17 protein-coding genes and 1 pseudogene are annotated in these 15077 nt (G+C 39.9%); 7 read left to right on the plus strand and 11 right to left on the minus strand.

Annotated features, from left to right (window positions below; genetic code table 11):
• Position 1: 1 nt before the first annotated feature.
• A pseudogene (locus HUN01_RS16870) lies at positions 2-886 on the minus strand (Rpn family recombination-promoting nuclease/putative transposase).
• A 131-nt stretch (positions 887-1017) separates the two neighbouring features.
• Between HUN01_RS16870 and tnpB the strand changes: the two are divergent.
• The 7 genes from tnpB to HUN01_RS16905 all read left to right on the plus strand — a co-directional run bounded on the left by tnpB (position 1018) and on the right by HUN01_RS16905 (position 7362).
• Positions 1018-2277, plus strand: coding sequence for an IS200/IS605 family element RNA-guided endonuclease TnpB (tnpB, locus tag HUN01_RS16875; RefSeq protein WP_181932222.1), 1260 nt, complete (start codon positions 1018-1020; stop codon positions 2275-2277).
• A gap of 181 nt (positions 2278-2458) precedes the next feature.
• Positions 2459-3190: an ABC transporter ATP-binding protein gene (locus HUN01_RS16880; RefSeq protein WP_181932223.1), complete on the plus strand. Its 732-nt coding sequence runs from the start codon at positions 2459-2461 to the stop codon at positions 3188-3190.
• A 35-nt stretch (positions 3191-3225) separates the two neighbouring features.
• Positions 3226-3450 carry a type II toxin-antitoxin system Phd/YefM family antitoxin gene (locus HUN01_RS16885; protein WP_181932224.1) on the plus strand — a complete coding sequence of 75 codons (225 nt, stop codon included), beginning with the start codon at positions 3226-3228 and terminating at the stop codon, positions 3448-3450.
• A 133-nt stretch (positions 3451-3583) separates the two neighbouring features.
• Positions 3584-4717 (plus strand): endonuclease NucS domain-containing protein, encoded by a 1134-nt coding sequence (locus HUN01_RS16890; protein ID WP_181932225.1) that lies wholly within the window; start codon positions 3584-3586, stop codon positions 4715-4717.
• Positions 4718-4959: 242 nt separating this feature from the next.
• Positions 4960-5607, plus strand: a complete 648-nt coding sequence (locus tag HUN01_RS16895) for a histidine phosphatase family protein (RefSeq protein ID WP_181932226.1) — start codon at positions 4960-4962, stop codon at positions 5605-5607.
• Positions 5608-5688: 81 nt separating this feature from the next.
• Positions 5689-6714 (plus strand): glucokinase, encoded by a 1026-nt coding sequence (locus tag HUN01_RS16900; protein ID WP_181932227.1) that lies wholly within the window; start codon positions 5689-5691, stop codon positions 6712-6714.
• Between the two features lie 45 nt (positions 6715-6759).
• Positions 6760-7362: a hypothetical protein gene (locus HUN01_RS16905; protein WP_181932228.1), complete on the plus strand. Its 603-nt coding sequence runs from the start codon at positions 6760-6762 to the stop codon at positions 7360-7362.
• Between the two features lie 274 nt (positions 7363-7636).
• Here the strand turns inward: HUN01_RS16905 and HUN01_RS16910 are convergent, their stop codons facing one another.
• From HUN01_RS16910 to HUN01_RS16940, 10 genes are all read right to left on the minus strand, one after another.
• Entirely contained in the window at positions 7637-8338 is a 702-nt protein-coding gene (locus HUN01_RS16910; protein ID WP_181932229.1) for a Uma2 family endonuclease, read from the minus strand.
• A gap of 276 nt (positions 8339-8614) precedes the next feature.
• Positions 8615-8860: a hypothetical protein gene (locus HUN01_RS35435; RefSeq protein WP_238845348.1), complete on the minus strand. Its 246-nt coding sequence runs from the start codon at positions 8858-8860 to the stop codon at positions 8615-8617.
• 6 nt (positions 8861-8866) lie between these two features.
• Positions 8867-9016 (minus strand): hypothetical protein, encoded by a 150-nt coding sequence (locus HUN01_RS35440; protein ID WP_238845351.1) that lies wholly within the window; start codon positions 9014-9016, stop codon positions 8867-8869.
• Between the two features lie 83 nt (positions 9017-9099).
• On the minus strand, positions 9100-9306 hold the full coding sequence (locus HUN01_RS36745; RefSeq protein WP_203219538.1) for a hypothetical protein: 207 nt from the start codon (positions 9304-9306) through the stop codon (positions 9100-9102).
• Positions 9287-10522: an IS4 family transposase gene (locus tag HUN01_RS16920; protein WP_203219539.1), complete on the minus strand. Its 1236-nt coding sequence runs from the start codon at positions 10520-10522 to the stop codon at positions 9287-9289. The genes HUN01_RS36745 and HUN01_RS16920 overlap by 20 nt, the downstream gene beginning before the upstream one ends.
• A 143-nt stretch (positions 10523-10665) precedes the next feature.
• Positions 10666-11034, minus strand: coding sequence for an AAA family ATPase (locus HUN01_RS36375; protein ID WP_338044553.1), 369 nt, complete (start codon positions 11032-11034; stop codon positions 10666-10668).
• Entirely contained in the window at positions 11031-11486 is a 456-nt protein-coding gene (locus HUN01_RS36380) for an AAA family ATPase (protein ID WP_338044547.1), read from the minus strand. The genes HUN01_RS36375 and HUN01_RS36380 overlap by 4 nt, the downstream gene beginning before the upstream one ends.
• Positions 11483-12601: a DUF262 domain-containing protein gene (locus tag HUN01_RS16930; RefSeq protein WP_181932230.1), complete on the minus strand. Its 1119-nt coding sequence runs from the start codon at positions 12599-12601 to the stop codon at positions 11483-11485. Before HUN01_RS16930 ends, HUN01_RS36380 begins: the two co-directional genes overlap by 4 nt.
• A 280-nt stretch (positions 12602-12881) precedes the next feature.
• The gene (locus tag HUN01_RS16935) at positions 12882-13583 is read right to left on the minus strand and encodes a Uma2 family endonuclease (protein WP_181932231.1); all 702 of its coding nucleotides are present in this window, start codon (positions 13581-13583) and stop codon (positions 12882-12884) included.
• Between the two features lie 141 nt (positions 13584-13724).
• Positions 13725-15011 carry a homoserine dehydrogenase gene (locus tag HUN01_RS16940; protein ID WP_181932232.1) on the minus strand — a complete coding sequence of 429 codons (1287 nt, stop codon included), beginning with the start codon at positions 15009-15011 and terminating at the stop codon, positions 13725-13727.
• Between the last annotated feature and the right edge of the window lie 66 nt (positions 15012-15077).

A 15077-nucleotide genomic window follows, 5' to 3' on the forward strand; every position in this document is an offset into this window, starting at 1 on the left:
TTTATGTAAACAAAACTTGCACGAATTCGTCTAAAGAACTCACAGCGATACCTCCGGTAAGCTCCGCTAACGCGCTATCCATTAAAGTTTCTAATTGTTCCACACTTTCGCTCTCAAGCCTTGCTTCTACCTCTTGAGGAATTTCGCCAAAGCGTCGTCGCAATACTCGGATTAACTGCTGTCGCGCCCCCTGTTGAACGCCTTGCTGAATACCTAGCTGAATACCTCTTTGCTCAATTTCCTGATATCAAGGCGATTCTCGCAATACTGCCATATCCCACCTCATGATTTGTTGCACTAAAGGCGTATCTAACACAAAGCTAGCAAAAAATGCCAGCAATGATTCTAATTGGTTTAACTGTACATCTGCTCGTAGCGCCTGTAATGCCCGTTGCACAACTGATAACTCTCCCCCTCCTCGCAGGATTGGCACAAAGGGTAACAACGATGGTAGTGGTTGCTGAAAGACTATTTCAGCATCGATTTCCCACAAATTAATCACGCGATAATCTTGGATGGCACGTAATCCCAAAAATTCCTGCTCATAACTACTGACAATCGTTAAAGTGGATGGGGGCGGTAAAATGTTAACCAGTACTGGGTAAGTTGGCAGTCGATAGCGTTCTTGTGCCAAGGCAGTATATGCTCTCATCCGTAGAGGCATCTGTGCCGTGTAACGCAACTGTAGTTCATTTAATACTAAAAAATCTCCATGAGTGGGACTGTATGCCTTCACCAAAACATGTGTTTCCCGGCTAATCCACTGAAACTCAGAACCGAGAATTTCTTTCGCCACAACTTCAGGACGCTGTGTTACCCACTGTACCCATGCATCGGGAGCTAAATTAATTAGTCTTTTGCTACCAATATCTGCTGCTTTTGCCACAAGACGCTTGATTTCTGCAAGCCGCACACTCGTGACTTCAAGTCATGAGTTAGGCGTTCCATATTTCTTTTAGAATAGGAGATGGGTGCGTCTTATGGTAAGATTATCAGAGCAAAATATCTGTTAGAGAAATGCAAAAAGCGTTTCAAGTTACACTAATTCCTAATCACAATCAAGAAGTCTTAATTAATAAGACTATTGGTTGTGCCAGATATGTGTACAACCGCTTTTTGGCACTCAAGAAAGAGGTATATAATACTGAGCAAAAAACCTTAAACTATAATACTTGCAGTCAGCAACTAACTGTACTAAAGAAAGAAATTGAATGGCTCCAAGAGGTAGATAAGTTTGCTCTCCAAAACTCGCTCAAGAATTTAGAGACAGCATACAAAAACTTTTTTGCTGACTTCAAAAAAGTGAAAGGGAAGAAAGGTGTAGGTTTTCCTAAGTTTAAAAAGAAGTATGGGTGCAAACAGTCTTACAAAACCAACTTGACCAACGGCAACATTCAGGTAATAGAGAATCGTTTAAAGCTTCCGAAACTAGGTTGGGTAAGGTTTCATAAATCTCAGGACATTATCGGAAAGCTTGTAAATGTTACCATTAGTCGCACTTCATCTGGTAAATATATTGCTAGTATTCTGTGTGAAACAGAGATAGAAAAATACTCCCAAGTCACAAAAAATATTGGCTTAGATTTGGGAATTAAGTCATATCTTGTTACCAGAGATGGTGAAGTTGTAGATAATCCGAAGTATTACAGAACTCAAACTCGTAAGTTACGCTCATGCCACAAAAAACTATCTCGTAGTGTAAAAGGTAGTAGTAATCGAGTCAAAGCGAAAATCAAGCTGGCTCGTATCTGCGAACGGATTACGAATTTAAGAGATGATTTTCTGCACAAACTGTCTACTCGTTTAATCAAGAAAAACAGCGTTATCTGTATTGAAGATTTGCAAGTTGCCAACATGGTGAAAAACCATAAGTTAGCCCTGAGTATTTCAGACGCTAGCTGGTCAAAGTTTGTTGCTATGCTTGAATACAAAGCTTTGTGGCATGACAGAATCGTGCAGAAAGTTGGTACATTTTATCCCTCATCTCAGACTTGTAACTGTTGTGGTTTTGTTAACCCATTAGTTAAAGATTTAAAGCTGCGGGAATGGTCTTGTCCACAATGTAGTAGTTACAACTTGAGAGACGTAAACGCCGCGCGGAACATATTGGGCGAGGGATTGAGATTAATGAGCCAGTGCGGTGGACGGGTCTCCCGGCATAAAGCACCTGGCGTAGCCGCCGTGGGTATCCCGGAGGTTCTAAACGCCTGTGGAGAACTTGTAAGACCTGGAGCAATTCAGGCACAGATCGTTGAAGCAGGAATCACGCGACTTTGAGTCGTGTGAGGTTCAAATCTTTATCAGTAATTAATGGTGCATCATAAACATTGCAGTATTCTGGCGTTGGTTTTTAAGATGAAGCAATGTCTACGATGGGGTAAGCCTACGCACTGTTTTAAGAAATGTAGGATTGATGTATGTTAGGTTTTGAATCAACATTTCTGGATGTAAACCGCCGATGAAATCCGATAGTAGACCAAACTATACAATTTTAGAAGTTCAAGAACTTGATGTTAATTATGGCGGCATCCAAGCTCTGAAAAAGATTAATTTAATTATTCAAAAAGGCGAAGTAGTTACTTTAATTGGTGCTAATGGTGCTGGTAAAACTACTACACTCCGAGCTATATCTAAAATAGTTAATCCTAAGAGTGGCGTAATTATTTATAATGGACATAATATTACCCGCCGCCAAACTCACGAAGTTGTACAACTTGGTATCGCTCATTGTCCTGAAGGACGCAGAGTATTAACGCGGCAAACAGTATTTGATAACTTACTTTTGGGTGCTTATATTCGCTCCAATCAAGCTGAGATAAAAGCAGATATTCAGCGCCAATTTGAGTTATTTCCACGTTTATCGCAAAGACGTAATCAACTAGCAGGAACCCTTAGCGGTGGCGAACAACAAATGTTAGCGATCGCACGGGCTGTCATGAGTAAACCACAACTATTACTTTTAGATGAGCCTAGCTTAGGTTTAGCACCTGCGATCGTCCGGGAAATCTTCTCAATTATTGAAAATCTCCGGGCTACAGGCGTGACTATTTTGTTAGTTGAACAAAACGCGAATCTGGCGCTGCAAATTGCTGATCGCGGTTATGTTTTAGAAGCTGGTTCTATAACTTTAACAGGTGCAGCATCAGAATTAATTAGTGATGAACGAGTTAAAAAAGCTTATTTAGGGTGATGATTATAGTAGAGTAATAATCCAATAAAATTCTTATGAACTGGATTAGTGTCGATGAAATAAAACGTGACTTATTAGGCTACCTTCAGCGCGTTGAAGCTGGAGAAACTCTTATAATTATACGTGGTGTAAAGCCAATTGCTGAAATTAAACCGACGGTAAAAGCACCTGATCTATCTAGACCATTCGGACTCTGTGCAGGAGAGTTTATTGTACCCGATGATTTTGATGAACCATTGCCAGAGAATATTATAAGTTAGTTAACGGTTTTCAATTAACCGTAGGACAACTAATTGGATGGTTGAAGTTGTAAACAATTGTATAAGTTCTTCTCTAGCTTTGGGAATACTAAAGATAGTAATTTACTAAAGTCAGAGCGAGATAATGGATTTCGTGAATTTAATAAAAACGGGAAATAGTTGTAAATTTGCGACTGAAGCTGATTTAGAAGATTTTGTGTGGGCTAATTTAAAGGAACTTTTCGGATTAATTCCGCTAAAGCGACAATATTATGTTAATGGTCAAATTTGCGATATTTTAGCATTGAGGGAAAATAAACAGTTAGTGGTGTTGGAATTGAAAAATGCTGAAGATAGATATATTGTTCAGCAGCTAACTCGATATTATGACGCTTTACAGGAAGTAAAACCTTTAGAAGACGAAATAGACTATCAACAACCTATTAAATTAATAGCAATTAAGCCTAATTTTCATAGAGATAATTTTATAGACAAAAAATATCATCATTTAGCTATCATGTTTTTTGAATTCACTATTTTAGCAGACGAGTTTAACTACTATTTCCAAATAAAAGATTTAGATTTAGATAAGGTTTCAAAAATAGAAATTCCTCATGAGAACAGAGAGAGAAATGAAGATATACCTCCACCTTCTAGAGGTCTGATTATCCGTCTAGCTAAATGCTCTTCTGAACAACAAGAAGGAATATTAAAAATTCGTCAAAAGGTTCTTAGCTTTGATAAACGGATGGAAGAAATTTCTTCTGCTGTTAGTTTACGATATGGAAATGGTAATAGTAAAACAAGTAAATTCTGCGCTGAGTTTTACTTTGATAGTAAAGGAATACCAATTATATTTTTATGGTTAGGTTTAAAAAATAATAGTAGCGATCGCATAAGTAGAGCAAGGATTTGGACAGATTGGCAAGACAATGCTTTGTTAGAGGGATATGTACCAAGTGGAATTGGTGCAAAGATGAATTTATCCAAAAAGACACTTTCAAATCGATTAAAAATAATGAATGAAATAGCAGCAAATAAAGGTTATAAGGATCATAAAGGATATAAAGACATGATCCAACATTCTAAAGATAGAAACAGAATAGCTAGGAAACTTAATAACTCGGAACCTTTAGCATACGAGGAAAGGAAATTACTAGAAATTGATGTAAATGAATTTAGCCATGTTATCGGGGGTGGAAGACTTAATACATATAAATTTGATCGCTATGATTCTCTAAATGGATTAGTTGATGTAGCTTTAGAAAAATGGCTAAAAAGGCTATAAGCAAAGTATAACTATTGCAATCTTAAACATTTCGGCAGATTACTATAGTCGATATTGCTTTAGAGAGTTGGCTAAAAAGGCTTTAATAAAAACTACATTGACAGCATTTATAACTTTTCCTAATCATTAATATTATTAAATATTATTACGATTTTTGTCATATATTAATATTTGCAGCCCTCCTTGCAGATATCTATATATTTGTTTAGCGGCGAATTCTATTCACCGGAATAATTAAACCTATGAGTCAAATAGTCTGGATAGCAAGACACGCTAACCGCCTCGATTTCGTAAACCCCGATTGGTTTCTCACCGCCGAACGACGCTATGATCCGCCATTGTCTGATGATGGTATGGTGCAGGCACAGCAATTAGCTAAACGTTTGAAAAAAGAAAATATTGGCCATATTTTCGCTTCTCCTTTCCTGAGAACCGTACAAACAGCAAACGCAGTTGCAGAAATACTCAATTTGCCGATCAAACTCGAAACAGGTTTGAGTGAATGGCTAAACCCAGTTTGGATGACAGAAGAACCCGAAAAACTCTCAACTCCAGCGTTAGCAAAATTATTCCCCAGAATTGACACTAGCTATACTTCGCGCATCGCCGCCAAATATCCTGAAACTCACGAAAAAGTGCGAGAACGTTCTGGGCAAACTGCCAGATGTTTAGCTACTGAGTTCTTCCCGCAGGATATCCTGCTAGTGGCACATGGCGCATCTGTGTTGGGCGGGGCAATGGGACTAGTGGGGGAAATTGCCAAAACAGAAGTTAAAGCTTCTCTATGTTCCCTGGTAAAAGTGGTACGCGAAGATCCAGAATGGTTATTAGAACTAAAGGGAGATACTTCCCATTTAACCCACATAGAAGAAGTGATTCGATTTGCTTAAATCTCTGATCGGGATTTGTGTTCATAGCTTCTGCTAGGTTGGGTATATCCTACAAATAAAGTAATTTCGCGAATAATTTCTATGACATTGTTACTAGCAGGAGACATTGGCGGTACGAAAACTATTCTGCGATTGGTTGAAACATCAGATTCACCAGCTTTACATACTATTTATCAGGAAAGTTATCACAGTGCTGATTTTCCCGATTTAGTGCCCATAGTGCAGCAGTTTTTGGTCAAAGCTAATACACCCATACCAGAAAAGGCTTGTTTTGCGATCGCAGGGCCCATTGTCAAAAATACTGCCAAACTGACCAATTTAGTCTGGTTCTTGGATACCGAACGTCTACAACAAGAATTGGGTATCCCGCAAATTTCTTTAATTAACGACTTCGCTGCCGTTGGCTATGGCATTTTAGGTTTACAAAAACAAGACTTACTGACGTTGCAAGTTGGCAAATCTCAACCCGAAACCCCCATTGCAATTATTGGTGCTGGTACTGGCTTAGGACAAGGATTTTTAATTAGACAGGGAAACTACTATCAAGTCTTTCCCTCAGAAGGTGGACACGCTGACTTCGCCCCTCGAAACGAGATCGAGTTTCAACTGTTAAAATACCTACTGGATAAACATGATATCCAGCGCATTTCTGTGGAACGCGTGGTTTCTGGAATGGGAATTGTGGCAATTTACCAATTTTTGCGCGATCGCAAATTTGCCGCCGAATCTCCAGATATTGCCCAAGTTGTGAGAACTTGGGAACAAGAAGCGGGACAAGAAGAGAAAAGTGTCGATCCTGGTGCTGCTATTGGTACAGCTGCACTACAAAAACGCGATCGCCTTTCGGAACAAACCTTGCAATTATTTATAGACGCTTATGGTGCAGAAGCCGGCAATCTTGCCCTGAAACTCTTACCTTATGGTGGCTTATACATCGCTGGTGGAATTGCACCCAAAATCCTACCGTTAATTGAAAACAGCGGTTTCTTATTAAACTTCACTCAAAAAGGCAGGATGCGCCGCCTCCTTGAAGAGATACCCGTGTATATTATCCTCAACCCGCAAGTGGGGCTAATAGGTGCTGCTTTATGTGCTGCTAGGTTATAACAGCTGGCATCATCAGTAAGATCAGCATCTCAAAAGGCAAAAAATATGACAATTAAAAGTCTGTTGCCATTAATCGCCGCCACCTTTGTCTGTGGTGGTTCTATTCTCGTGGAAGCGCGTCAACCCAAAACCCCGGTGGCTGTTGTCAAACCAACCGTCTCTAAACCTGTGCAGCCACAATGGAAGTTATATACCCCTCCAGATGGGCGTTTTACTATTTTGATGCCAGGAAGTCCCAACAGAAACACCGAATACCAAAAAACTTATATGGGGGAAATTACCTTAGAAATATTTGTCGCTGAACCACCAAAACAGCAAGTAGCATACATAGTTGCTTACAATGATTTTCCTTATAGTTACGGTGAAATGGCTGACCCCCAAGCTGTACTGAATAATGCGCGGGATATGGCTTTAAAAACTACGAAAAGTAATTTAATTAGTCAACGAAACATTCGTAGTTCCAATAATCATCCTGGCAAAGAAATTGAGTACATCAATTCTGGAGGGAAAATCACTAAAAGTAGAATGTATGTTGCTGAAGGAAGATTATATCAAGTAATGGCAATAACTACAAAAAAACAGCAGAAGACATTAGCTAAAACCATTACTGGGTATTTAAATTCTTTCCATGTAGTTTTGAAAAAATGAATTGAAGAAGAATTCAGAAGTCAGAATTCAGGAGTCAGAATAAATAAGTCGGGGATTCAGACCCGCGACTTTCTTGTTGCACCACCAACTTGAAAATTTGGTGGGGTGCAAAAACGCCGATTATTCAGACGCCAGTCATACAGAAAACATTTCTGAATTCTGACTCCTGACTCCTGAATTCTGTTCGATAACTAAAACCTCGACTATCTGAGCCTTGCAATCAATTGTGTGGCTCATATAGTGCTTTTTGTGTGTATGGCACAATCCAAAAATATTAGGCTTCTGGTTCAACGCCAAGCGATCGCAATTGAGCAGTCAAGCGATCGGCTCTCTCCTCACCAGTCAACAACAAATTACCTTGCAAATCCCACCAGCGTAGCCAAGGTAATTCCATATTTTGATATTGTCCCTGCCAAATCCCTAACTCAACCCCTAAAGGATGTATGAGATAATGTCCGCGTTCATTTGCTGTCAATAACTGATATTGTCCACCAATTAATTCATAAACTTCTACACTGGCTTTATTCACTTCATAAATGCCGTAGAAGGGAGGACGAATCACCTGTTCATAAATCCAAAATTTCCCCTTCCACGGAGTTTTATCTCGCTCCTGACTACCATCCCCAGAAACAAATTCCAATGCAATCAATGGGGCAATAAACTCTCGCCATAATACATAAGACCTGCGCGTTTGCCCATCCAAAGTAGGTGGTACGTTCCCTACATAAAACCAGTCGGGTGCTTCTGCGCCTTTTTCTGGGGGGTCAGTTATTCGCCAGTAGATACCGCTATCTTGACCAATACAGTATTGTCCATCAGGATGACGTTTTTGCAATATCGGTTTAATCGAGTCTGTTAGGAGGATGCTTTGGGGATGTTCCTGAAAGTTTTTCACGAATGTACCGTCAGACTCAGGAAGCTGTGTATGGTCAGGAAACGGGGTCAGCGCGGTGGATGGGTCGGTTGCAGAGGTCATAAGACTACCTTTGCAGGAGTAGGGGTTGTTTTTTAGTTTAGCAAGCGTAGGCGATCGCTTTTTCTAATTAGCTTTAAGATTATTGGATTTTTGGCCCAATGTACCCAATGAGAATTTTAGCTGGCCCTAATTCTTCAGAAAAATGAAGCCGCCAAGCCCCTGCACCAGTCATTCTTAGGTGGAAACTAAAGATACGATGCACATTATCAGGACCTGACTTTTCACGGGATGTGGAAAAGAAAGATTGGTTCGCGATAAATTATCGCGAACCACTTCCTATTCTTTATTATATTTGGAAGTTTCTTCAACTAAATCTTTTAAACCCTGTCTGAGAGCCTCAATTGAACGATCTAAAGCTTCGATTCTAGTCCTGGCAGTAATTTGTTCAATGGCATCTATGTAAGTTTGACTACCAGCCTTACCTAAATGCTTGTACTTGGAAAGCTTGCCATCACTCCGAGTCGGAAATATTGCTGTTGTAGCATGTAGTTTATAGTACCAATAAAATTCTTTGCGCCCCAATGCTTGTTAACGAGCTATTCTACAACGTGGTGGCGCAACAGGCATTGAATTGTGTATGGCAGCGACTTCTTTTTCAAGACGCTCCAACATGTCGATAACTTTGTCTATGCGCGATTGTAAATCCTCTTGGGCTATAGTTTTCCGGTCTTTCGGCATAAAATCAACATTCCGCGATTCGCGACTGCTTGTCGCGAACCATATTCCTCTATAACTTTGTTGAGTAACTAAAATCAATATACTCATTTTAGATTTTCATGTAGCAACCAACCTTGGCACAAGGTTTCTAATTCCAACCAACCTCGCCACAAAACTTGTATCCCAATAGGGCTACTCTTCCTATGTTCTAGGTATCCGCCGAGACGTGCAATTGCTCTAATTGCCCAGTCAACTGTAAGCTCTAGGAGCTTTTTTTGTTTGGGTGGAGTACTAGCAAGTAGCACGTCCATTTGTATTTTTGTTAACACCAATTCTGCTGAACTGTGCGGGGAATTCCGGTGTAAATAAGTCATTCGCAGTAATTGTGCCGCAATCACTGTTAAAAAAACCTAACATTGTTGACATACTCTCCCCTGCCAAGCGGTAACTTTCCGCTTTACAGCCAGATTTTAGTATTTTGTGATACTCTTCTATCCGCCAGCGATACGTATACCACCGAAGGATTTGAGATGCTTCTGCCTGTGTTGTTACTAACTCGCTTGTCAGTAGCATCCACATAACTGGTTCGCATCCGTCTGGCACATTAATCTCTGTCGCAAAGAGTGCGTAAACGTTAAAATTACCTGACTTTTTTAATCGAGAAGGAGGATTTATTGATACTGGACAATACCTGATTTCTAAAGTTGCAGTTCTTTCTTTTCGCTTTTTAGTTTCAGGTAATTCAACCTCTTTTACAAACTGCACTTTTTGGGATGTTACATACTCCCATAAATAAGAGTTTTCTCCTTCTAAGCAACGATTGTGAGCGGCTCTGACAACTACACCTGTATTTTTATTTTTACGTTGAAGTGCGAATACTTCTGCAATATCTCCTTCACGGTCAAAGACATGAATCACTCTCGTGAGTAGTCCACCATCAGGCATTTCTAAACCATTAAATAATTTGTTGACTTTTTGAAAAGCTTCAACCCATCGATAAGATTCTTTCTCCTTAAAAGCTCTATTCTTGGCGATTAAACGTTCTTTTTTTAACCGCTTCTTTTTTGCCGTAGATGTTTCCCCTGGTGATGGAGATGCTTTGTGTTGTCGATGCCACAATTTCTCCCATAATAGTCCTAGTGGCTGACCAAAGTCTGGGTCTAGTGCTAAAGAACTATGTAAAATTAGCCCGTTCCCACCATTACCTGTAGGCCCATAATCATCTCTTTTTTCTAATATTTTTTTGTAATCAAGATAAGTTGTATCACCTACAGCTAATACTATTGGTATGCCATAAATCTGCTTAGAAGTCTGTTTAAAAGATGGCTGGGTCAATTTATCAAAGGTTGTTTTGGGGTTAGAAAAGAATTCGTAACCACGTTTTAGGTCACTAGCGCTTTGAAATATTTGCGATAGAGGCTCACCATATTTTACTTTTAAAGCCTCCGCAATTATCACTGCTCTGTTGGTTAGACGTTTGTCACCAAAATCACAATTGCGGTACGGGTTCGCTTCTAATAGTTTCATTTGCACCCCAAAATACTACACTACAAGCACCTTATATTAGAGGACGCAAATCGTCTTAAGTTTAAAGGATTGGTTCGCGATAGATTGTCGCGAACCAATCCCCTTTTCCACATCCCGTGAAAAGTCAGCTCCAAGTCCATGTGTTAAACATCCCTTGGTTTTAGTAAGGTGATTAAATTCTTTTCCCACTCATCAAAGAATCCATCAGGCCATCGATCAATTCTGCCATTCCGATCAATGCGTGGTGAAACTACTTCAGTAAAAATCTGTCCTTGTTTTTCTTGGCGCTGGAAATAGTGCAACTGGACATCTTCTGGCTCAAGTTTTCCGCTATGAACTGCAAGCCGAATTCCGTTTAAAACATGATCGCTATGAGTTTCTATCACCACTTGAACACCACAACTAGCAGCCAGTGCTAACAATTCACCCATTTTTGTCTGCCCTCTAGGATGAAGATGAGCCTCTGGGTTTTCAACTAGAATTAGTGTATCAGGTTCTGAAGCGAGTACTATGACATTTGATTAAATGCTCTTGGCCCTATACGCTCTGCCTCAATGTAATGAAAATTTTGGTTAAAAAGACTGGATAAGTGATATACTTGTTCATCTACATACTCCGAAGTCAAGTATAAAAAATTAGCTCCTACATCTTCTTCTTCATTTTTAAATTTCCATATACTTTTAGTACCATTTTCCCAAAGTATTTCAAATACTAGTTGTTCTTGTTTAGATGCACCTTCAAAAATCGCATCTTTAGCTGTACCAATATTAATTAAATCTCCATTGAGTACTAAGCCTTTTTCCGATAGTAAACCTTTTTGATAAGATTGCCTTAATAATAACAATGCTTGTAAAACAGAAGACTTCCCAGTACTGTTAAGTCCAGATAAAAATGTAAGTGGCCTAAATGTAAGGGGTTGATTTTGAAAAGGCTTAAAATTTGTGAGTGTCAAGGAATCAATCATAGAAGTACTTCCTGAATTATTTTTTCTATAGTACTAAATCTATACTGTACTTTCTCAGCAGCCTGAGATATAGATTCTAAAAAGTATTTGTCATTGTCTATATATGTCTTAAATATATCAATCAACTTTTGTTTTCTATCTATTAAAACTTGTATTTGTTCATCACTCAATTTACTCAGAAGTACTGACCAAGATTCAAATAGAGCTTTATTTATAGGAAACTTTCTTTTCTGAGAATTAGATATTTTCCGAAATGCATCTTTACCAAAGATGTTCTCGCTAGCTAGAATTGTTCTTTTAAAATTATTTTCAATGTTATGTAGCTCAGTTTCAGAGAGCTTATTTGTCTTAGATAGCGCTTTCGTTAAAAAAGTATCTCTGTTGTCGGCATAATCTTTATAATGAGTCAAAGTAAAAGCTAAGAAACCTAATATAAATTCCCGATCATCCATACGCATTATCCTGTCATCTCCAAGTTTAACTACCTCTTGGAATTTTGGATATGCAGCAAGTTTAGTTAAAAACTTTGTTCCCTTACCGGGATTAAGAGCATGGCGTAATTCTTGAGGTGATAAAGCTTCACCTCCTGTATTAATACGTTTGAAAATATTATATTTAATTTCTGGAGGTGTGCCTTTTTCGATCAGATATACTGTTAGTTGAGTTTCTTCAAGACGGCGTTGGTATCTGCGATCAATTTGATCGTAGGTTTTACCTTCTAAATTTGTAAGATATTCTAATCCAGATAGTTTGAGTTTTTTGTCGAGAATAAAGCGCTTCAGTGCAAATAGACGCTGTAAACCATCGACTACTAACCATTTATCTTCATTAGTAGCATCTACATAAAATGCTGGTATGGGGATGCGGATAATAATAGATTCTATAAGCCTGCTTTGGGCATCTTCTTTCCATATATCCGCATGACGTTGGAAATCAGGTGCTAAATCAAGGGCTTCTTCATTGATTCTTTTAAGCAATAACTCTATTGTTGGTTCCCTAGTTACAATGTTAATTTTGTCAGGATCATATTGGAAAGTAACTTTTTCCTCTTGATCTTGTTCTTCTAAAGTTTCTTCATCAGCTAATTCTGCATTGTAGTTACTCAAATCTGTCACAGCGCTTACTCCTTAGTATTAACACTTGTTTGTTCACTCAGTTATTAGTGATGCTTGGTGTTACTACATCAGCAAATGGGGCTTTTTAACTGGCGTATTTCAATCCTACTATCTCGCAAAATGACAGAGACGCAAAATTTCGCGTCTCTACGTACCTAGTCTATTACTTATTTACCTTTCCCAGCGAAATCAAAAATTGGTGCGATCGCCCCCAGTAAAGTCAGAGCTATGTCAAACGACAAACTACTGCGCGTCTAAGCACCTCTATAGTCCAAAAATATTAGACTTCTGGTTCCACTCCGAGCGATCGCAATTGAGCAGTCAAGCGATCGGCTCTTTCATCACCAGTCAACAACAAATTACCCTGCAAATCCCACCAGCGCAGCCAAGGTAATTCCGCATTTTGATAAACTCCTTGCCAAATACCTAACTCAACTCCCAAGCGCGTAATCGGATAATGTCCGCGTTCATTTGCTGCTAATAACTGATATTGTCCACCAATTAATTCATAAACTTCTACATTGGCTTTATTCACTTCATAAATGCCATAAAAAGCCGGATGAATTACTTGCTCATAAATCCAAAATTTCCCCTGCCAAGGAGTTTTATCTCGTTCTTCACTACCATCCCCAGAAACAAATTCCAAGGCAATTAGGGGGGCAATAAATTCTTGCCACAGTACATAAGACCTCCGCGTTTGTCCATCGAGCAAGGGCGGTACATTTCCTACATAAAACCAATCTGGTGCTTCTGCTCCTCTTTCTGGCGGATCTGTCAAGCGCCAGTAAATACCTAAGTCCTGACCTATACAATATTCACCTTCAGGATGTAATTGTTTAAGGATAGGTGTAATCGAGTCAGTGAGTAAGATGCTTTGGGGATGCTCTTGCCAATTTTTCACGAAAGTACCGTCTGACTCTGGTAGCTGCGTATGATCGGGGAAAGGAGTGAGGGCGGTGGATGGGTCGGTTGCAGAGGTCATAGGTCTAGCCTCGCGCTGGGGTGAAGTTTATTTTTTAGTTTAGCTTGCGTACTTAACCAAGTTTTACTCGCAGCTAAGAATCCTTTGGGGTAATTAAAAATTGGAGCAAAGCAAGTTGACGAGCTTCACTCCCGACTAATCTCAAAGTACACGCAGTAAGCTAGGAATGCTTTCAATTGCTGACAAATCACGAATTTCTGCCAAAGCTTGCCGAAAATTACCTTCTCGCACATCATGGGTAACAACCACAATCTCTGCAAGTTCCCCTTGAAAGCCAGTTTGGACAATTGACTCTAAGCTAACGCCATAATTGCCAAAGCAAGTACCCAATTTACCGATAACTCCAGGCTGGTCATTGGTGAGGAAACGGGCGTAAAACCGAGTTATCAATTCTGCCATCGGCGCAATTTGGCAGTATTCTTGATGTCCACAAGTTAATAAGGGATTTGCAACTGCTGTATTGGTTTTGAGGACAGCAACTAAATTCAAAATATCCGATGTGACAGCACTGGCGGTTGCACCAGCACCAGCACCGGGACCAAAAAACATTACTTGCCCAATTGGTTCTCCTTCGACAAGAATGGCATTGTAAACGCCGTTGATGCTAGCCAAAGGATGGGCTTGCGGTACTAAGGTAGGATGAACTCTGACGGAAAGGGGAGATGAGGGAGTATCACGTTTAGCGATCGCTAACAATTTAATCACAAATCCCAATTTTTCGGCGTAGGCAATATCTGTCTTGCTGACTTGCCGAATCCCCTCGGTATAAACATCTTCTAGGTTGATCCGTCCACCAAAGCCTAATGATGCGAGGATAGCAATTTTATCGCCTGCGTCTAAGCCATCGACATCAGCTGTGGGGTCAGCCTCAGCATAACCTAAACGCTGGGCATCAGCTAAGACATCATTGAAGTTACTACCTTCTGTTTGCATCCGCGTCAGAATGTAGTTTGTTGTACCGTTCACGATGCCCGTTACAGTATGAATGCGGTTAACACTTAAAGACTGCTTCAAGGGTTGAATCACCGGAATCCCACCACCCACAGCCGCTTCTAGCATGACGTAGACGCCTGCTTGATTGGCAGTTGTGAAAATTTCCGCCCCAAAGCGGGCGATCGCTGCTTTATTGGCGGTGACTACATGCTTGCCATTACTTAAAGCTTTGAGAATTAGCGATCGCGCCGGCTCTAGTCCGCCCATCACCTCGACAACTATATCTACTGCTGGATCGTTGACAATAGAATCTAAATCTGTGGTTAACATTTCCGTAGACAATTCTACTGCACGGGGTTTATCGAGCGATCGCACTCCCACCCGATAGATTTCTATCTCTTGCAACAATGGGTGACGCCCAGCGCTATCTTGCAACAACTGCACTGTTCCCGTTCCCACGGTGCCTAATCCCAGTATTCCTAGTTTCACACCCACAAATTTTGCACCCAATTTATTTTTTAGTGCTGAGTGCTGAGTGCTGAGTGCTGAGTAGTAACAAGT

The sequence above is a fragment of the Nostoc edaphicum CCNP1411 genome (genome assembly GCF_014023275.1).
GTDB classification, from domain to species: Bacteria; Cyanobacteriota; Cyanobacteriia; order Cyanobacteriales; family Nostocaceae; genus Nostoc; species Nostoc edaphicum_A.